Origin of the sequence: Vibrio sp. AIC-3 (genome assembly GCF_013114515.1) — a bacterium.
GTDB classification, from domain to species: Bacteria; Pseudomonadota; Gammaproteobacteria; order Enterobacterales; family Vibrionaceae; genus Vibrio; species Vibrio crassostreae_C.
The window spans coordinates 7,665-29,891 of record NZ_VTXG01000025.1; the positions used below are offsets into that span (position 1 = coordinate 7,665).

A 22,227-nucleotide genomic window follows, 5' to 3' on the forward strand; every position below is an offset into this window, starting at 1 on the left:
CATGAACAAACTAAAGTGAATGCCTAGATTTGTGAAAAGAAGTCACTTCGCACAGACATGACATTTCGGATAAGGAAGACTAGGCTTAAAGTTAAGTAAACTATAAAAAAAACAGGCGAAACGGAACTGACTCATCACATACATCAGTCTACGTAATTGATTGTTAATGCAGAGAATAAGTTCTGAATATAATTTAAGCCTGAAACCGTTATTACTATCATTTTCACGATGTTGGGCAATACAGCATTTTGTGACCTCGGGGGATATATGGGTATTGAAGTTTCGCGCCAAGCTGCAGTTGTAGAGGCAGTGAGTGGAGAAGTCATTGCGGTTAAGTCTGATGGAAGCGCACGAAAAATTTCAGTTGGCGATATTATTCGTGAAAACGAGATTGTTATCACTGCAAACCAAGCAGAGCTGTTATTAGGTAACCCAAACGGTGTCACTGAGGTGGCAAGTAATTGTGTTGGCTGTGTTGATCAAGACTTAGTGTGGGCTGATGCTCCTATCGCTGGAGAAGTTAATTTTGACTTACAGCAAGCCGATGCAGGAGATTTTGATGATGATGAATTTGCTGCTATCCAAGAAGCCATTTTAGGTGGTGCCGATCCGACCCAAATCTTAGAAGCAACGGCTGCGGGGGGCGGATTAGGTTCTGCAAACGCTGGCTTTGTGACGATTGACTACAACTACACCGAAACTCATCCGTCGACATTTTTTGAGACCGCAGGTCTAGCAGAACAAACGGTTGATGAAGACCGAGAAGAGTTCAGAACAATAACCCGTTCATCGGGAGGTCAATCAATCAGTGAAGTGCTCACCGAAGGCTCCATTTCTGGCAATACCTACCCCCAATCTATTACAACTACCGAAACGATTATTGCTGGTAGTTTAGCGCTCTCCCCTGATTCTTTTGTTCCAGAAGCACTGTCTCTCGCTTCGCTACTCACAGAGCTAAACAGTGATATTACTTCAAGTGGTCAACCCGTTACGTTTACTTATGATGCGGCGACGAACTCTATCATTGGTGTTCAAGGCACCGATGAAGTATTACGCATCGACATCGATGTTGTTAGTGTTGGAAATAACGCTGAGCTTTCATTGACCACAACGATTTCTCAACCAATTGATCACGTAACGTCTGTTGGTGGCGGTCAGGTTTCCTATACAGGCGATCAAATTAACATCACTTTTGATATTCAAGGTGAAGACACCGCCGGAAACCCATTAGCAACACCAATTAATGCGCAAGTTGCCGTGGTTGATGGGGGCGATCCGTCTGCTGAAAGTGTGAATATCAGTAACGTAGAAACTAGCAGTGCAGCAATTGAAGGAACGTTCTCCAATATTGGTAGTGATAATCTTCAATCAGCTGTATTTGATGCTGGTGCACTGGACCAGTTTGATGGGTTGCTCAGTGATAATCAAAATACGCTTGCCAGACTTTCTGATGATGGAACAACGATTACTCTGTCCATCCAAGGTCGAGGTGAGGTTGTTCTCACTATCTCACTAGATACCGATGGTACTTATAAATTCGAGCAGTTTAATCCAATAGAACAAGTGGGCACCGATTCACTGACGTTCGATTTACCGATCACGATTACCGATTTCGACCAAGATGTTGTAACCAATAACATCAACATTGTTATCACTGATGGCGATAGCCCAGTCATTACTAATGTCGACAGTATTAGTGTCGATGAAGCAGGCATCATTGGTGGCTCACAAGAGGGAACCGCGCCTGTAGCGGGGAGCGGAAGTATCACTGCCGATATTTTCGAAAGCGACATCATCGACCATTATGAACTGGAGCCGACGGAATTTAATACGGGTGGCACCTTGGTTTCAAATGGTGAGGCTGTGCTACTTGAGCTGATTGGTGAGATCGGTGGTGTAAGAACTTATGAAGGTTACGTTGAGGTCAATGGAACGAGAATTACGGTCTTTGATGTTAAAATTGATAGCCCTTCATTGGGCAACTATGAGTTTAATCTTTATGAAGAACTTTCTCATCAAGGCGCTGAAGATGCGCTGCTAACTTTTGCATTGCCAATTTATGCTGTTGATGCAGATGGCGACCGTTCTGCACTATCTGGCGGTTCGAGTACACCAGAAGCCGCAGAGATTCTCGTTAATGTCACAGATGATGTTGTTGAGCTAGTTGATAAAGTTGAATCAGTCACGGAACCAACTTTAGCCGGCGATACCGTTGTTTCGTATAATCTGTTCAACTTCGAAGGCGCTGATGGCTCGACAATTCAATCTTTTAACTATGATGGTGTTGATTACTCACTAGATCAGAGCTTGCTGCCAGATGCTGTTCAAACATTCAGTTTTACTGAGGGTGTTGTAACCATCTCACTAAATGGCGATTTTAGTTTTGAAGTTGCGCGCGATATTGACCATACAAACAGTGAAACCATTGTAAAACAGTTCTCGTTTTTAGCTGAAGATGGTGATGGAGACACTGACACTTCAACACTTGAGCTAAGTATCACTGACGGTCAAGATCCAATCATTGATTTGATCCCGCCAGTTACTCTCTCAGAAGCCAACCTTGCTGATGGATCCTCTCCAAGTGGAAGTGCGGTCAGCGCTACCGAGACGATTACCTTTACTGCTGGTAGTGATGATGTAGCTAAATTTCGTATTGAACCAACTGAATTCAATGTTGATGGGACACTGAAATCGAATGGGTTTGCGGTTGAGATAAAAGAAGACTCTGCTATTCAGGGCACTTACATCGGTTTTATTACCAACGCTTCTGGCTCTGAAATCCCAGTATTCACCATTAGTTTCTCTGCTACTACGTTAGGTGAATACACCTTTACCTTACTTGAAGCGCTAGACCATGTGGATGGCCTAGATAAAAACGATTTAAGCTTTGAGCTTCCTGTTTATGCGGTAGACAGCGATGGCGATGACTCATTGGTGTCTCAGCTTAATGTGACTATTGGTGATGACGTTCAAATCATGCAAGACGGTACGTTAGATATCATCGAGCCAAATCTTGCTGACGGCACTGTAACAACCAACACCATTGACGTGATGCCCGATCAAAGTGCAGATGGCGCGACCATCACTCAGTTCAATTATGACGGTGTCGTAAATACACTGGATCAAAGTATTTCAGGCGAGCAGCAGTTTAACTTCGCAGAAGGTCGCTTGTTCATCACCCTTGAAGGTGAAATGCGTTTCGAGCCAAACCGTAACCTAGACCACTCTGCGAGTGAAGACATTGTTAAGTCGATAGTCGTGACGTCGAATGACTTTGATAACGACCCGGTGACATCAACCGTTACTTTGACCATTACTGATGGTGATAACCCTACTATCGATGCTGTTCCGAGTGTTGCTCTTGAAGAATCGGATCTCGCTGATGGCTCATCACCAAGCGGCAGTGCGGTTAGCCAAACAGAAACCATCACTTTCACCAACCAAAGTGACGATGTTGAGAAATTCCGTTTAGAGCCTAGTGAATTTAACGTTGGCGATTCTCTCACGTCCGATGGTCTGGTGATCGAGATTAGAGAAGAACCTGCAGGTTCGGGTAATTATATCGGTTTCACGACTGATATTTCGAATACTGAAACTACCGTTTTCACTTTTGATTTCAGCAGTACTAATTTGGGTGAATACACCTTTACGCTTATCGAAGCGATTGACCACACGCCGATTCAAGGCACTAACGACCTCACATTCAACTTGCCTGTTTACGCCGTCGATAGCGACGGTGACGACTCTCTGATGTCTCCGTTGGCGGTGACGATCACCGATGACGTTCAAGTGATGGTCAATAGCTCACTCGATATTGAAGAGCCAACGGTCTCGGATTTAGCGGCAGGTACGCCGACCACGACAACGGTTAATGTTCTTGATGAAGAAGGCGCTGATGGAACGACCATTACTCAGTTGACCTACGATGGTGGAGCGGTACTAACACTTGACCAAAGCGATACGGGTGAACAGAAATTTGATGTTCCTGAGGGTTCGCTGTATATCACCCTACAGGGCGACGTGCGTTTCGAGCCTAATCGCAATCTCGACCACACAGGTGGAGACATTGTTAAATCGATAGTGGTGACCTCAAGTGATTCTGATAACGATCTTGTTTCCTCAACGGTTACGCTGACCATTACCGATGGCGATATTCCAACGATTGATAATGTACCAAGTGTTACGCTATCTGAATCCAACCTGAGTGATGGCTCTACTCCAAGCGGCAGTGCGGTCAGTCAAACTGAGACGATTACCTTCACCAACCAAAGTGATGATGTGACGAGTTTCCGTATTGAACCTACTGAGTTCAATATTGGCGGCCTTCTAAAATCGAATGGACTGACGGTTGAGTTGAAAGTCGACCCAAGTACGCCGGGTGGCTACATCGGCTTTGTGACGACGGCGCCTAATGTTGAAACGAACGTGTTCACGATTAGTTTTTCGGATACCAATATCGGTCAATACACCTTCACACTGTTGGAAGCGTTAGATCACGTTGATGGGCTAGGAAATAACAACCTAAGCTTTGACCTGCCGGTTTACGCTGTTGATAAAGATGGTGATGATTCACTGGTGTCTCAACTCAATGTGACTATCGGTGATGATGTTCAAATCATGCAAGGTGGTACGTTAGATATCACTGAACCAAATCTTGCAGACGGCACAGTGACAACCAATACCATCGATGTGATGCCAGAACAAAGTGCCGATGGCGCGACGATCACTCAATTTACGTATGATGGTCAAACTCGAACATTGGATCAAACTGACAATGGTGAGCAGCAATTTAGCTTCACAGAAGGTGAGTTGTTTATCACTCTTGAAGGTGAAGTGCGTTTTGAGCCAAATCGTAATTTAGACCACACAACGAGCGAAGACATCGTGAAGTCGATTGTGGTGACTTCAAGTGACTTCGATAACGATCCCGTGACAGCAACGGTTACGCTGACGATTACCGATGGTGATATCCCAACCATCGATGCCGTGCCAAGCGTTACTCTATCTGAAACTAACCTTAGCGATGGATCTAGCCCGAGCGGTAGCGCAGTAAGTCAAACCGAGACGATTACTTTCACTAACCAAAGTGATGATGTGACGAGTTTCCGCATTGAACCAACTGAGTTTAATGTCGGTGGTGTACTGAAATCGAATGGATTTGCGGTCGAGATAAAAGAAGATTCGGCTAATCCGGGCACTTACATAGGCTTTATTACCAACGGTTCGAGCGCTGAAGTCCCCGTGTTTACCATTAGCTTCTCTTCAGCCACGTTAGGTGAATACACTTTCACTCTACTTGAAGCGCTAGACCATGTTGCTGGCCTAGCGAACAATGATCTGAGCTTTGATCTGCCTGTTTATGCGGTAGACAGTGATGGTGATGATTCACTGGTATCGCAGCTTAATGTAACGATTGATGATGATGTTCAAATCATGCAAGGTGGTGCGCTCAATATTACCGAGCCGACCGTCGCTGATTTAGCGGCTGGTACACCGACCACGGCTACTTTTGATGTCATGCCAAACCAAAGTGCTGACGGCGCGACCATCACTCAGTTCACTTATGATGGCGTCGTAAACACCCTCGATCAAAATATTGCAGGCGAACAGCAGTTTATCTTCGCAGAAGGCAAACTGTACATTACCCTCGAAGGTGAAGTTCGCTTTGAGCCTAATCGAGATCTTGACCATACGGCCGGCGATATTGTTAAGTCGATAGTGGTGACCTCAAGCGATTTCGACAAAGACTCAGTCACGTCAACCGTTACGTTAACGATCACCGATGGTGATATTCCAACCATTGATGTTATTCCAACGGTTAGCTTATCTGAAACGAACCTGACGGATGGTTCAGCCCCAAGTGGCAGTGCGGTAAGTCAAACCGAAACCATCACCTTCACTAATCAAAGTGATGATGTGGTCCGCTTCCGCCTTGAACCAACAGAGTTCAATACCAATGATGCACTCACATCGAATGGTTTAGCTGTTGAATTACGTGAAGATCCGCAAGGGTCGGGCAACTACATCGGATTTACAACCAGCTCGTCGAATGCGGTAACCACAGTATTTACGTTGAGTTTTTCTGGGACAACCTTAGGTGAATACACCTTTACCTTAATCGAAGCCTTGGATCATCAAGATGCACGTGGCAACAACGACCTGAGTTTTGATCTGCCTGTGTATGCGGTGGATAGTGACGGCGACGATTCGTTAGTCTCTCAGCTTGGCGTGACTATTGGTGATGATGTGCAGTTGATGCAAGGCGGCACAATAACCAGTCGTGAGCCTGCTGGAGTCGTCGAAACATCGAATACTCTGGACGTGATGCCAAATCAGAGCGCAGATGGAGCAAAAATCACTTCATTTGTGTTTGATGGAAACAGTGCAGAAAGCCTTGATCTCAATGTGAATGGCGAGCAAGAGTTTGTGTTCACTGAAGGTTCTGTATTTATTACCACAGAAGGTGAGATACGATTCGAGCCTGTGCGAAATCAAGATCACACGAGTGGTGATATTACTAAGACGATTGTTGTTACATCTACTGACCTTGATGGTGATATCGTCTCATCTACCGTGACATTGAAGATTACCGATGGTGATCTTCCAACGATCGATTTGGTCCCTGGAATTACGCTCTCAGAAGTGGATCTCGCTGATGGTTCTTCGCCAACCGGCAATCCAGTGGCGATGACTCAAGTTATTGCCTACTCAGAAGGTAGTGACGATGTTAGTTATTTCAGAATTGACCCTGCTCAGTTCAATACTTCGGGGGCTTTGAAGTCGAATGGATTAGAGGTTGAGATTAAAGAGCAGCCAGCGAATTCTGGTAATTACATTGGCTTCGTCAAGGACGGTTCTAACGTCGAAACCAACGTCTTCACGATCAGTTTCTCGACAACCAATCTAGGGCAATATACGTTCACACTGCTTGAAGCGTTAGACCATACAGATGGATTACAAAACAATACTCTAAGTTTCGATGTCCCTGTTTTAGCGGTTGATACCGATGGTGATGATTCTGCAATGTCGCCAATGACCGTGTTGATCACCGATGATGTACAAGGCGTTCAAGATGGGGAGTTAAGTATCACTGAGCCTTCACTTGCTGATATAGCAGCAGGTACGCCAACCACGCCAACAATCGACGTTATGCCGACACAGAGTGCTGATGGCGCGAAAGTGACTCAGTTTATCTACGATGGTGGCACGGCTGTTACGTTAGACCCAACTGTGTCTACAGAACAAGTTTTTACCGTAACCGATGGCTTACTGTACATCACGATTGAAGGTGAGGTGCGCTTTGAACCAAGTAGAAATCTAGACCATTCATCTGGCGATATCGTGAGAACGATAGTCGTGACGACCAGTGATTTTGATAACGATACCGATACCGCGGATGTCACGTTGACGATCAAAGACGGAATTGATCCGGTTATCGATGTAGTGCCAGATATTAACCTATCGGAAGTTGGTCTTACTGATGGCTCTATGCCGAGTGGTTCAGCGGTTAGCTCGACACAAACGATCACTTATACCGTGGGTAGTGATGATTTAAGCCACTTTAGAATTGCAACCAACGAGTTCAATCCTGGCGACCTACTCAAATCAAATGGTCTTGTTGTTCAGTTAAAAGAAGATCCTGCTTCACCTGGCGACTACATCGGGTTTACTGATGACGGGGCCGGTAACGTAACTAATGTATTCACCATTGATTTTGATAGCGTTAATAAAGGGCAGTTCACCTTCACTTTGATTGAGGCGTTAGATCACCTTGATGGTGATCTTAATAACAGCCTCAACTTCAACCTGCCTGTTTACGCCGTTGATACCGATGGTGATGATTCGGTTAAACGCGATGTCATGGTAACGATACAAGATGACATTCAACAGATGCAAGATGGCACGTTAAGCATCACAGAGCCAAATACTGGCACACCAACCACTGCTACTGTTGATGTAATGCCTACACCAAGTGCTGATGGGGCGACCATTACTCAGTTTACTTTTGGTGGTGGTTCAGCGATCACCTTGGATCAAACTAACAATGGCGAGCAAGAGTTTACCTTCGCTGAAGGCTCACTGTTTGTCACGCTAAGCGGTGATGTAAGGTTCGAACCAAACCGAAATCTAGATCATTCTGCGGGCGACATTGTTAAGTCGATTGTGTTTACGTCTTCTGACTTTGATAAAGATACCTTTTCATCAACAGTCACGCTTACGATTGTTGATGGCGATGGACCAACAATCAACGTTGTGCCAAGTGTCAGCTTGTCGGAAAGCTTACTTGCGGATGGTTCGACACCTAGCGGAACGCCTGTCAGTGTGACTCAGACTATCACCTCGCTAGCGAGCAGTGATGACATTGGAAAAATAGTCGTTGAAGCTGGGCTGTTCAATACCAACGGCGTGTTGAAGTCTGATGGCCTTGAATTGAGTTTACGTGAGGAGCCTGCGGGTTCTGGCGACTACATTGCGTTTACGACGGATGGTTCGGGTGGTGAGAAAATCATATTCACCCTAGATTTTGATGATACTAATCCTAGCCAGTATACCTTTACGCTGCTTGAGCGTTTGGATCACGTTGATGGCTTAGGAAGCAACGATCTGAGTTTTGATCTTTCTGTTTACGCGCAAGACACCGATGGCGATATTTCAGCGTCTAAACCGCTTTCAGTAACCATCACCGATGATGTCCAGTTAATGAAGTCTGGTGCGCTTAGCATCACTGAACCAAGCACGGGCACACCTACCACAACGACATTTGATGTGATGCCTGCGCAAAGTGCTGATGGCGCTACCATAACCAAATTTACTTATGGTAGTCAGCCTGAAGAGTCTCTGGTGCAAACCAACACTGGTGAGCAAGAGTTTGTATTTACGGAAGGTTCGTTGTTTATCACGCTTGAAGGTGATGTGCGCTTTGAGCCTAATCGAAACCTGAATCATTCTGGTGGTGATATCGTTAAGACGATTACCGTGACATCAGAAGATAAAGACGGTGATATTGTTACTTCGACCGTGACATTGACGATTTCAGATGGTGCTCCACCGGTAATTGATACTGTACCAACGGTTGCATTGGAAGAAGCGAATCTCGTGGAAGGTTCATCTCCGAGCTTACCTGTGAGCCAAACTGAAACCATTGCTTTCACAGCGGGAAGTGATGATGTGAGCTATTTCCGTATTGATACCACTCAGTTCAACACGTCTGGTGATTTGAAATCGGATGGCCTAGTGGTTCAGCTTAAAGAAGATCCAGCCAACAGCGGAACCTATATTGGTTTCGTTGAGAGTGGGGGTGTTCAAACGGATATCTTTACCATCACTTTTAATAGTGTAGTGCTAGGCGAATACACCTTCACTTTGTTGGAAGAGCTCGATCATCTGCCTGTGCAAGGCAACAACGATCAAGTATTCACTCTGCCAGTGATCGCGGTCGACCAAGACAATACCGACTCTGTGATGAAACCTTTGACCGTTACTATCACCGATGATGTGCCTGTCATTACCGATACGACAGCGACCAGCACATTTGTGGTTGATGAAGATGATCTCGGCTCTGCGATTTCTCAAGCAACAGGTGCATTTGTTACCACAGAAGGTGCAGACCAAGTAGAGGTTTACGAACTGCGTAATATCTCTGCGCTTGAAGCGACATTGACCTCTGGAACTGAAGCGATTTCTATTACAGAAGTCACAGGTGCCGCCAACACAACGACCTATCAAGGTACGACGACAAGTGGAACTCCTATCTTCACGCTCGCGCTAGCGAATGACGGCTCTTATACGTTTACGTTGCTAGGTCCTCTAAACCATCCAACAAGCCCGAATTCCAATACCTTAACGATTCCATTTGATGTCGTTGCGGTTGATGGTGACGGCGATGATTCTAACCAATATGTATTGCCAATCGAGGTGCTAGACGATGCGCCAGTAATGAGTGCGCCGACGGGTGAAACGGTTGTCGATGAAGACGATCTTACTGGTATTGGTTCCGATCAATTTGAAGACACCATTATTAATGGCCTGTTCACTGTCGATGAAGGCGCGGATGGTGTTGTGAAGTATGAACTGGTTGATGAAGATTTGGTTCTGACTGGCTTAACCTCCAACGGAGAAAGTTTAGAGTGGCTTGCTGTTTCACAAAGCGGCACAACATTTACTTACGTTGCTCAAACTGCAACGAGTAATGAAGCTGTGTTTGAGATTATTTTCGATACCTCGGATAACAGCTATCAGTTTGAATTGTTTAAACCACTTAAGCACCCTGATGGCGCGAATGAAAACGCAATTGACCTTAACTTTTCTGTTGTTGCAGAAGATTTTGATCAAGACCAATCAAACGCGATCGATTTGAAAATCACGGTGACTGATGATGTTCCATTGGTGACAACTCAATCGATCACACGAATTGAAGGCCAGGGCTATGGTAATTCCAAAGTTGACATGTTTGCTAATGCGACGGATGTCGGCGCGGATGGCGCGGTACTGAGTCGAATTGAGGGCATTACCAGTAATGGTGCAGATATTGTTTTCCGTACAGGAAACAGCGGGCCGTACAGCAGCAGTTTCGATTTAAATAGCGGTAGTCAACAAGTACGAGTGTACGAACAAACCGACGATGGTAGTGGTGGCGTGGACACCCGTGAGCTAGGGCGTTTGCGTATCAACTCAAATGGCGAGGTTGAATTTAGAGCTAACGGCTATCTCGATCATGACGGCCTAGACACCATCGATTTTTCGATTAATGTGATTGCGACGGATGGCGATTTAGATACCTCTGAAACACCGTTAGATATAACGATTACTGATAGGGACTCTACAAGAATCGCTCTGAAAGTGACGACCTTCGAGGATGCGGGTAGAGACTCAACCATACCTTATGCAACAGGTGATGAGCCGGCTCTTGAGAATATTCAAGATAACCAAAATGGTTTGCCTAATGCGCCAGCTCAAGTTGCGCTGCAAGTTAGTCTGTATGACCAAGATAACGCTGAATCTATTGGCCAGTTGACGATTAAAAGCCCGAACGGAGGTGATAGTCATCAAGGTACTTTTTATTACTTTGATGGTGCTGACTACATTGAATTAGTGCCTGAGTCAAATGGGAGCATTATATTTGGTCCTCCTCAACTCGAACAAAGCTTTGCTCCAAATCCGAATGAGCCAAGACAAACTATTGCGACGATAGACAACTTGTTCTTTGTTCCGGACCAACACGCTAGTTCGGATGAAACTGGTGGGCGCGTTCGTTATGAGCTAGAAATTGAGAAAAATGGCAATACGGATCACACCGTTAACTCAAACTTCAGAATCGAGATTGAAGCGGTAGCGGATATTGCAACGTGGGATGACGCCAACAGTACTTATCAGTATCAAGTGAATGAAGATGAAGACAATGTTACGTTGCAGCTGAATGCTGAATCGCAAGATAACAGCAATACTGAGACGATTACCTATGAACTTGAAGCGATTCAGGGTGATGGGAAGTTTGAGTTACTTGATCAAAATGGCAATGTGTTAACGCCTGTTAATGGTGTTTATATCATCGCATCTGCTGATATTAATAGCACAGTCGTTAACCCAATCGACAACTTCTCTGGACAAATTGAGTTCAAAGCGACGGCAATTACGGAAGAGACGCTTAACCCATACGATGATTCAGCGAACGGCGGGTTAGACAAAACGACCGCTCGCTCTGTTGAGCAAAACATTATCATTGATGTGACTGCCGATGCGGACCCTGGGTCGTTCAGTGTTAACCGGATTCGTATTAACGAAGACAATATTGATGACCCAGACTACCTAGGTCCTCTGGACAACAAAGATGCCTTCACGCTAGACGAAGTCATCACAATGAACGGCTCAGTGGACACTGATGGTTCAGAAGAGCTATTTGTTCGTATCAGTAATATTACCGAAGGGGCGGTGCTTTATTTCCTTGGAACTACGACCCCAGTTCCTACAATCACTATTAACGGTATTGATTATCAGGAAGTGGCGTATTCCGATCTCGCCAACGTAGAGATTGTTCCGACTAAACACAGCAATGTCGATTTTACTTTTGATGTAACCGGTGTGGTTAAAGACACTGCGAACCTCTCTACTGGTGCACAAGTTGATGAAGAAATCCTAGGAACTAAAACGGTTAACGTTGAGGTTAAAGGGGTTGCAGATATTCCTTATGGCGGTACAAACGGTACGGCTTGGACAGCAATCACCGATGGCACAACACCTGGTGTTCAAACCACGATCCAAGAGAGCCAGAATGGAGACAGCTACGCCGAGCTTGATTTCACCGTGTTGTCGGGAGAGAGAAGACCTGATCCTGCAGCAGTAGATCAAACCCCATTACCTGACGATGGTTCAGAATCCATAACCGTTATCCTCTCGGGTATTCCTGATGGCGTTATTCTGGAAGACGGTGACGGTACCATTATTGACCTTAACTTTGTCGGTTACGAAACCGGTCCGGGTGGTAGCCCCGATCTTTCTAAACCTATCTACGAAGCGAACATCACTGACGCAGGTAAAACCTCAGGAATCCGCATCAGACCTGTCGATTCTTCAACAGAGAACATTCACATTCAGGGTAAAGTGATCGTGACTGAGAATGACGGTCATACGCTTACGTTTGACCAAGAAGTGCGAGTGTTAGTCGAACCTAGAATCGATACCTCAGCGACGTACAGCACAGTCACTAATGGCGATGAAGATACGGCGATCAGTATTGATTGGCACCCAGAGGGTACTGATTATATTGATGATGATGAGCATTTCACTTCTATTGTGATCAGTGCCATTCCGACAGATGTTGAAAGTGTTGTGGTTAATGGCGATGTAACTTGGGTTTACGATGCTTCAGCAGGCACTTTAACCATTACGCCGAAGAGTGGACAGACGGCAGAAGAGTTTACTCAAATTGCACTGAACAATAATTTTATTCAGATCACACCTGAACAAGACTCGAGCACCGACTTTACGCTTAATACGGTTGTCATGATCGAAGAGCGAGATCATGAGTATGTTGATGCGACTGATCCTGGTCAGGGCATCGCTACCGCGACAATCACGGGCTCGATTGATGTTATCGTACTTCCAGTCGTTGAGCCGAAAGACGCTAGCAACAAGCTTATCGTCGATGATGTGCTGGGTACTGGAGCACTAGCAACCGTAGTTGCTGATGCAAACACTGGCGTGCTTAAGTTCACAACCAACAGCGATAATACATCGGTTACGGATGAGTTCGTCATTCGATATCAAGAAACAGATGCTTCGTCCGCTATCGAAGAAGTTGACCAGTTAGTTATTGAATTAACAAACGTGGACGGTTCGGAGCTATCAGATGCTGTACTCAATCAACTGCTCGTTATTGGCGCTGCTTATGAAGGCAATGGGCGCTGGGTTGTAACGAATGAAGACATATTTAGCATAAGTGCACCGAACGGCCTTGTTCTTCCTTCAGGAAACAGCGGGGCTGGAGGGTTCAATGACATCAAGATGGACATCTTTAGTACGGTGATAGACCGAGGTGATGGTGCTGAGGTTGAGTCATCTACGGCCGCTCGTAGGGACGGAGAAGTCACTCTGTCATTTCCTCAAGTGGTGGTTGGGAGTAACAAGGTTGCTGCCGATATTGATATTACACCAAACAGTGTTGTTGATGCGATTGAGGACACCCAGTTAGATCTGGGGACGGCATTGAATGGTCTAATTACGTTCTCGGGCGAAGACGACTCAACTGATCAAGTGACCATCATTATTGATGACAGTGTGACCATTAATCCAGGAGCGGCGAACGAAGTCACCTTCCCAATTAGTTTATCGGGAAGCAGCGACCTCGACTTTGTTAACGGGAAATATGTATTCCAGACTACCGTCGATCAAGGGGTCTCGACCGACCTCTCTGGACTACTGCTTAACTTACCAGCCGACTACTCCGGCGACTTTAGGTTGCCGTTGACGATAGTAACTAAAGACGTATTGTCGGGGGATGAGAAAACTCTAGTGACAGAAGTAGTCATTAAAGTTGCTCCTGATGTTGAAGGTAACCCAGATATTGACGTTACTGTCGTTGGTTCGCTTGACGATTCGTTTAACCCTGTCGATACCGACGGTCAAGCAGGGCAAGATCCAGTCGGCTACGAAGATACCTATATCCAACTTGATTTCAGCTCGACCATTGATGACCAAGTAAGCGGAGTTGAAGGTGGTGACGAAAAATTCACCTCTATCACACTGACGTTAAATGACACGAGTGTTGGGGCTTTCTATACCAGCGCAGGGGTATCGCTTGGCACATCGGTGACCTTTAATGAAGCTGAGATTAATGCAGGCGCGTTGGATAATGTACTATTCCGACCGGCGTTAAATTACCCAACAGATAATGACGTAAATCAGGTGCAAGTGAATGTCAGCGGGACGATTACCGATACTGCTACATACAATGATGCAGCTTCGCCAACTGGCAGCGCGACTGATACCGATACTTTCTCTACGAGTGTGAACTTTGAAGTGGTTCCTGTCGTGGATGATGTCCTTGTCACAGGACCGGGCAGTGATCCGGATGTTATCGAGATTACAGGTAACGAAGACCAACTTATTTCCTTGTCAGGTACGGGGCCAGTATCGATCGCATTGACTGACCTTGATGGCTCAGAGCAGTTTGTGTCGATTAAGTTTACAGATGTACCTGATGGCTTCCAGATGCGTGCAGATGCTGGTTCGGCATACACGGTGAAGAATAATGGTGGTGGTGAGTGGAGTGTTCAACTACCTCAAGCATCAGGGTTATCGTTCGACTTGAGTGAGATTTCGATTTTACCGCCTAAAAACTTCAGTGGTACCGCTGAGTTTGGTGTGGAAGTCTTCACTCAAGAATCGTTGCTGGGTGTGCCTACTGCGGCGGCAAACTTGCCAAGCTTCAAACTGCATGTGGTACCTGTTGGCGATGATGTCGATACTAACCCAACCGATTCAGTGGCAGGTAATGAAGGCCAAAACATTGATATCGAAATCAATGCGACGATTTTGGACAAAGAGCTGTCTGCAACAGGAAGTGGAACGTTTACTGAAAATGCTCCTGAAACACTTCGAGTTGAAGTGGCGGGTGTGCCTCAAGATGCCTCTATCTACTACCCAGACGGCACGACCTTGGCTAGTTACGATCCAGTTACGAAGATCTGGACACTGGATGTTGCTGCGCAGTCACTTGATAAGATCGTATTCAATTCTGGTGAACACAACAGTGATGCAGGTAATGTGTTAGGCATCAATGGCCCGCTGCAGATTACCGTTCGCTCTGTTGATACTGACGCTGATAACACCGAATATTTGGGTACACCAACCAGTTTCGATGTTGATTTAGTGGTTGATCCGATCAACGACCAGCCGACGTTTGTGAATGTCACCAACATTGAAACGCAAGAAGACTCAAGTGGTGTGGCGATTGACAACTTTAGTATCTACGATGTAGACGCAAGTTTTGATAATCCGGATGCACCATATACGCTGACGTTGGAAATTGACCAATTATTGCCGGGAGCACAAGGTGTATTTGAGTTTACAAGTTCTCCTGATGTGACGTTTGTATTGCAACCTGGTGGCTCATTGGTGATTACCGGTAAAGAAGCCGACATCAATACCGCATTGACCAATGGAGCAGTGACGTTCAAACCCGATCCAGACCAGAATTACCTCAACCAGAGTGGTTTAGTCACGATCAATGCAACGCTCGATGATGGTGGTAATAACGGCTTGATTGACGCAGGTGATCCGAATACGGCTCAAACTAATCAAACTACGTTCACCATTAAGGTGACGGAAGTGAACGATGCACCTGTCGCGACAGACGTTGATTTAGGTTCGATTGCAGAAGATGGTCAAATCGTCATTGTTGAAGGGGATTTAATTGCAGCAAGCTCTGACCCAGAAAACCACAACTTAACAGTAACTGGTGTAACTCTGACTCAGGGACAAGGCCAACTAACCCGCTTTGAAAATGCAGGTGGCGCCGATGACGCGGCGATTACCGGACCATTCTGGCTATTTGTAGCGGACAACGACTTTAACGGTGACGTTAAATTCAATTACTCAATTACTGATGACGGTACAACTAATGGCGCGGATGACTTCCTAACCGACAGTGCTGAAATTAGTCTTGAAGTAACGGAAGTGAATGACGCTCCTATAGCAACGGACATCGACTTAGGCAACATCCTTGAAGAAGGTCAGTTGATCATCAAAGAGGGCGATTTAATTGCTGCGACGAGCGATCCGGAAAACGACACGATTACCGTGACTAATCTGGCGCTCGATGAAGGCCAAGGTCAACTACAACGCTTCGAGAACGTAGGTGGTGCTGATGATGCTACGATCACTGGCTCATACTGGGTATTTACGGCAGCTGATGAATACAACGGCAACGTTAAGTTTACCTATACCGTAGAGGATGATGGTACAACCAACGGCGCTAATGACTTCCTAACGGATACAGCGGAGATCACCGCGATTGTCGATGGAGTGAACGATACACCGGTTGTTAATGGTGACAGTGTCACTACGGTTATTGACGAGGATGCTGGTCAACTGTTGAGTGGTATCAATGTCAGTGACCCTGATTATGTAGATACATTTTCTGATGATCTGATGACCGTCACGCTGACGGTGGATTACGGTACATTGAATGTATCACTTCCAGCAGTGACGACGGTTGTTGTTAACGGCAACAACACGGGTTCAGTCATCTTAGTGGGGACATTGAGTGACCTGAATGCGTTGATTGATACGCCAACCAGTCCAAATGGTGTTTTCCTTGATGCGAGCCTGTCTCCAACCAATAGCATTGGATTAGAAGTTGTTGCCAAAGACAGCGGCAACCCTTCAGGTATTGCGATAGAGACAGCACCTGTGGTTTACAACATCGCGGTGACGCCAGTGGCGAATGCACCAACCCTGTCTATCGATAGTGCGACTAACTACGTGAGAAACATTACTGCGAGTCAGTCTGTGAGTGCGAGTGGCATTCCTTTAGTTGGGATTATCGCAGCCTTAACGGACATTACAGAAGAGCTAACGCTGCATATCAGTGATGTACCTGCTGGCGCTCAAATCACCAGTGCTGCGGGTTCTGTGACGGATCTTGGCGGTGGTGTTTGGGTAGCAACGGCAGATGCAATTGAAAGCTTGCAAGCGGTTGGGCTTTCTCAAACTCCAGGTAACTACACACTGAAAGTCGAGGCGGTTTCTGAAGAGACTGACAACAACGATACAGCAACCTCTGCATCGATTGACCTTAACTTGAACATTGTGTCTAACGCAGTTGATATTAACTTGGCTTCGGAAACCGATGATGTTCAGTTACTGGCTGGTGCTAATGCGACTGACTTAACGGGTGGTTCAGGGAATGATCGACTTGAAGGTGGCGCAGGTGACGATACGCTTGTTGGCGGTGACGGTAACGACACCCTGATTGGCGGCGGAGGCTCAGACATTCTGACTGGTGGTGATGGTATGGACTCGTTCGTATGGCTTAACATCGAAGATGGTGTTGAAGATACGATTACCGACTTTGATTTGTCGGAAGGGGACAGCATTGACTTGAGAGAAGTGTTGCCGGAGCTTAAAAATACATCTCCAGACATGACCGCGTTGCTACAACAAATAGACGCGAAAGTGGACGGGGATGATATTGAGCTTACGATCAACCCGGATGGCTTAGGTACTACGGAACAGGTGATTGTGGTTGAAGACCTTGCGCCACAGCTAACCTTAAGTAGCACCATGCCTTCGGACATTCTGGATGCATTGGTACAGCAGAATGTGATAACTCACGGTTAAAGCGAACCATTGAACCATAACGAAAGAGGCCAGCATTGCTGGCCTCTTTTTTGTTACGGTATAAATTGAAAAGAGTTACTTAAGGGAGTTGTGGATCAGGAACTCTTCTTCAACACCTTTCAATTTCATCTCATCCATAATGAAGTTCACCGTGTTCAACAAACGTTGTTCACCTTTAGGAATCAGGTAGCCGAACTGACTGTTGGTGAACGGGGTTTCGCAGCGGGCCGCTTCAAGACGTTCGTCAGTTACCTGATAGAACAGACCTTCAGGGGTTTCTGTCACCATCACATCAACTTTGCCTTCCGCTACTGCTTTTGGTACGTCGAGGTTGTTCTCGTAGCGTGTGAAGCTTGCGTTCTGCAAGTTCGCGTCGGCAAAGATCTCGTTAGTGCCGCCAATGTTCACGCCCACACGAACAGAAGAGTGGTTCACTTTCTCAATGCTGTCGTACTGTTCTGCGGTGCCTTTCGCAACCAAGAAACACTTACCAAAGGTCATGTAGCCTTGAGTTTGTTCCGCGTTTAACTGACGCTGCATTTTACGCGTAATGCCGCCCATCGCGATGTCGTACTTATCGTCGTCTAGGTCGGTCAGTAGATCTTTCCATGTGGTACGAACAATCTTCAATTCAACGCCTAATTGTTCCGCGATGTGCTGTGCAACATCGATATCGTAGCCAGAGTAGCTTTTACCATCGAAGTAAGAGAAAGGCTTGTAGTCACCTGTGGTGCCCACACGCAGAGTACCTGATTTTTGAATGTCTTCTAGCTGGTCAGCGTGTGCGACACCAGAAAGTGCCAGAGCAATGGAAGCAAGTAATAGTGATGTTTTTTTCATTGTAATTGTCTGTTGTGTTTGTGTTGTCATTCAAAGTAACAGAAACAATCAGAGAAAGAGATCAAACCATTGGAAAGGTTGGAAAAGAAGATGAAACGAGGGCAGGAGATAGGTATTTCTATGGTTTGTGAGCATTGATCGAGGTGCGTTTCATATTCCGTTTTGATAAACCGAAGACAAACAAAAAGCCCATGTTATCGAATAACATGGGCTTCATTTTGGTTTAACTTGTTAGCTGCTTATTTAGCTATTTAGCAACTGACTCGTTGTTCATCTTAGCCGGAGCTTTAGATGCGTTAACCAATAGGATACCAACGGTTAGTACCATTGAACCACATAGTAGGAACAACAAGCGTCCTGTTGGTTCGTTTGGAATCAGAGCCATTGCTAGGATACCGAAACCTGCTGTGCTGATAAGCTTACCAAGCATTGAACGCTGTTTAGTATCTAGGTTTTGTTGCTCTTCACCTTCCGCTACAAGCGGCGTGTTCCAGTTAGTGAATAGTTGGTCAACTTCTTTCTCACGCTCTGGCGATAGGCCTTTGTAGAAGCGAGAAGTCATGATGAAGTAACCACCTGTGAACACTACGTGAGCAGCTAAGCTAAGACCTACTTTCAAGTCGCTCCATTCACGGCCTGTAAGCGCTGTTTCTAGACCAAATAGGTTCTCGATGTCTTCTGCTTGCAGAGAGATACCGAAGATGTAAGAAACAAAACCACCAACCACTAGAGTAGACCAACCAGCCCAGTCAGGTGTCTTACGAATCCACATACCTAGTAGTACTGGGATTAGCATTGGGAAGCCAATCAATGCACCTACGTTCATTACGATATCGAACAAGCTTAAGTGACGCAGAGAGTTAATGAATAGACCAATCGCGATGATGAAAATACCCATCATGATAGTCGTTAGCTTACTTACAATAACCAGCTCTTTCTGAGTCGCATTTTTACGAAGAATTGGGCTGTAGAAGTTCATTACAAAGATACCAGCGTTACGGTTCAAACCTGAATCCATAGAAGACATCGTTGCAGCGAACATTGCTGACATAAGAAGACCAACCATACCTGCTGGCATTACGTTTTGTACGAATGCTAGGTAAGCAGCATCACCGGCTTTGTCGCCCATTGATGTGTATTGCTCAGCGAACTCAGGCATGAATGCACTTACGTACCAAGGTGGTAGGAACCAAATTAGTGGACCAACAACCATAAGGATACATGCTAGGCCTGCCGCTTTACGTGCGTTTTCACTGTCTTTTGCACATAGGTAACGGTAAGCGTTGATGCTGTTGTTCATTACACCGAACTGCTTCACGAAGATGAATACAATCCAAAGGATGAAGATGCTCATGTAGTTTAGGTTGTTACCTAACATGAAGTCGCCATCGAAGTTAGCAACGATGTTAGTTAAGCCGCCACCGTGGAAGTAAGCTGCTACCGCACAAGTGATTGTCACGGCCATGATTACAAGCATTTGCATGAAGTCAGAAGCAACAACCGCCCAAGAGCCGCCGGTTACAGCCATCAATACTAGAACCATACCCGTTACCACAATGGTAGCTTCCATTGGGATGTTGAATACCGCTGCTACAAAGATAGCTAGACCGTTTAGCCAGATACCTGCAGAGATAAGGCTGTCAGGCATACCTGCCCATGTGAAGAACTGTTCAGACGTTTTACCAAAGCGCTGACGAATTGCTTCGATCGCCGTTACCACACGAAGTTGGCGGAACTTTGGAGCGAAGTACATATAGTTCATGAAGTAGCCAAAAGCATTGGCTAAGAATAGGATTACAATAACGAAACCGTCATTGAACGCGCGTCCTGCGGCACCTGTAAACGTCCATGCTGAAAACTGTGTCATGAAGGCAGTTGCACCAACCATCCACCACAACATTTTGCCGCCCCCTCTGAAGTAATCACTTGTAGAGGTGGTGAACTTACGGAACATCCAACCAATCGCGATTAAAAAGAAGAAGTAGGCGAGAACAACAAAAGTATCAATAGTCATCTTTTCAGCCTTTTAAATATCATAATTAACTGGGCTTAGATTAACGCGTCCTAAGTTTTATTTGTACTACAATATGTCTTTAGTATGATCTAGGTCGCATTGATTTTTCTAGTGCCAATGTGTGATCGCGTAAGTATTTGTTTTAATTGAATTTAAATGTGAGTGTATTTTGTTTGAGATCTAAAATAAATTGAGGGTTAAATGTTTATATGTATTACAATATAAACAAGGGCGCTTACTTTGCCGTATCTATAAGATTTTAATTATAACCGTAACAAATGTGCTACAAATCGATGTGTTGTGCGACGACATTCACGTTAATTTGGAACTCTATACTGAAAATTTTTGTATTGAGATTTCAAGTGTAGCTCATTGTTTTCACTTCGCTATTTTCTGTTTATCTGCGGCTATGAAGCCTTTCTATGCCATTTGTTTATTTTTTGTGCTTTAGAGGTGCGTGTTTGGAATTTTTGTCACTGAGTGGGCGTTAAACTGGACGGGCGGGACACATTTTGCGGCTCACTTTGTCTATTGTGGTCTTCAGTGCATGCCATGAGAGATGTTTGACGACGTATCGAAAAGGAACATTGCTGGGTAAGGGGCTGGATAGGCGATAGGAGGCACCAGTAACGCTTCGCTAGATGCATACTGACGTAGATTGAAAGCCTTACATTACTCGTTCTTGCCTGTCTTAGTCACGGATCTTTACGAGCCCATAGGGAGAAAGGCGATAGGGTATAGGGGAAACAGAACGTTGATTGAGCGTGTTTACGGTTAGTCAGCGCAATAAATGACAGATAACAAAAAGCCCCACAGAGGTGAGGCTTCATCACTCAATCTAAAACAGATTAAGCGTTAACGTGATCAACTGCGTCACGAACAAGCTTGCCTAGTTCGTCCCACTTACCTTCATCGATAAGGTTAGTTGGAACCATCCAAGTACCGCCACACGCAAGTACAGAAGGGATCGATAGGTATTCATCTACATTCTTCAAGCTTACACCACCAGTAGGCATAAATTTAACAGGGTAAACCGCTGTTAGTGCTTTAAGCATGCCAGTACCGCCAGAAGGCTCAGCAGGGAAGAACTTCAACGTGCGAAGGCCCATTTCCATTGCTTGTTCCACTAGGCTTGGGTTGTTAACACCCGGTACGATTGCAACGCCTTTATCGATACAGTATTGAACAGTGCGCGGGTTGAAACCTGGGCTTACGATGAAATCAACGCCAGCTTCGATAGATGCGTCAACTTGCTCGTTAGTCAGTACAGTACCTGAACCAATTAACATGTCTGGGAATTCTTTACGCATGATGCGAATCGCTTCGATTGCACATTCTGTACGTAGCGTGATTTCTGCACATGGCATGCCGTTTTCAACAAGTGCTTTACCTAGAGGGATAGCGTCTTCAGCACGGTTGATAGCGATTACAGGAATTACTTTTAGGTTTGCTAGTTGTTCATTTAATGTCGTCATGAATTCTTTCTCACGTTAAATGTGGGCTTGCTTTCAACTAAGCAAACCCTTGATTAATAG

4 protein-coding genes are annotated in these 22,227 nt (G+C 45.5%); 1 reads left to right on the forward strand and 3 read right to left on the reverse strand.

Annotated features, from left to right (window positions below; translation table 11 throughout):
• Positions 1-267: 267 nt before the first annotated feature.
• Positions 268-17,838, forward strand: coding sequence for a retention module-containing protein (locus F0229_RS16290; RefSeq protein ID WP_171733249.1), 17,571 nt, complete (start codon positions 268-270; stop codon positions 17,836-17,838).
• A 75-nt stretch (positions 17,839-17,913) separates the two neighbouring features.
• Here the strand turns inward: F0229_RS16290 and F0229_RS16295 are convergent, their stop codons facing one another.
• The 3 genes from F0229_RS16295 to F0229_RS16305 all read right to left on the reverse strand — a co-directional run bounded on the left by F0229_RS16295 (position 17,914) and on the right by F0229_RS16305 (position 22,167).
• Positions 17,914-18,678 carry a transporter substrate-binding domain-containing protein gene (locus F0229_RS16295; protein WP_017072457.1) on the reverse strand — a complete coding sequence of 255 codons (765 nt, stop codon included), beginning with the start codon at positions 18,676-18,678 and terminating at the stop codon, positions 17,914-17,916.
• Between the two features lie 247 nt (positions 18,679-18,925).
• Positions 18,926-20,692, reverse strand: coding sequence for a sodium:solute symporter family protein (locus F0229_RS16300; RefSeq protein WP_017072458.1), 1,767 nt, complete (start codon positions 20,690-20,692; stop codon positions 18,926-18,928).
• A gap of 848 nt (positions 20,693-21,540) precedes the next feature.
• Positions 21,541-22,167: a bifunctional 4-hydroxy-2-oxoglutarate aldolase/2-dehydro-3-deoxy-phosphogluconate aldolase gene (locus tag F0229_RS16305; RefSeq protein ID WP_017069898.1), complete on the reverse strand. Its 627-nt coding sequence runs from the start codon at positions 22,165-22,167 to the stop codon at positions 21,541-21,543.
• Between the last annotated feature and the right edge of the window lie 60 nt (positions 22,168-22,227).

Excerpts from the sequence above, each read along its gene's own strand:
- F0229_RS16290 (WP_171733249.1), top strand. The coding sequence starts at position 268 with ATGGGTATTGAAGTTTCGCGCCAAGCTGCAGTTGTAGAGGCAGTGAGT.
- F0229_RS16295 (WP_017072457.1), bottom strand. The coding sequence starts at position 18,678 with ATGAAAAAAACATCACTATTACTTGCTTCCATTGCTCTGGCACTTTCT.
- F0229_RS16300 (WP_017072458.1), bottom strand. The coding sequence starts at position 20,692 with ATGACTATTGATACTTTTGTTGTTCTCGCCTACTTCTTCTTTTTAATC.
- F0229_RS16305 (WP_017069898.1), bottom strand. The coding sequence starts at position 22,167 with ATGACGACATTAAATGAACAACTAGCAAACCTAAAAGTAATTCCTGTA.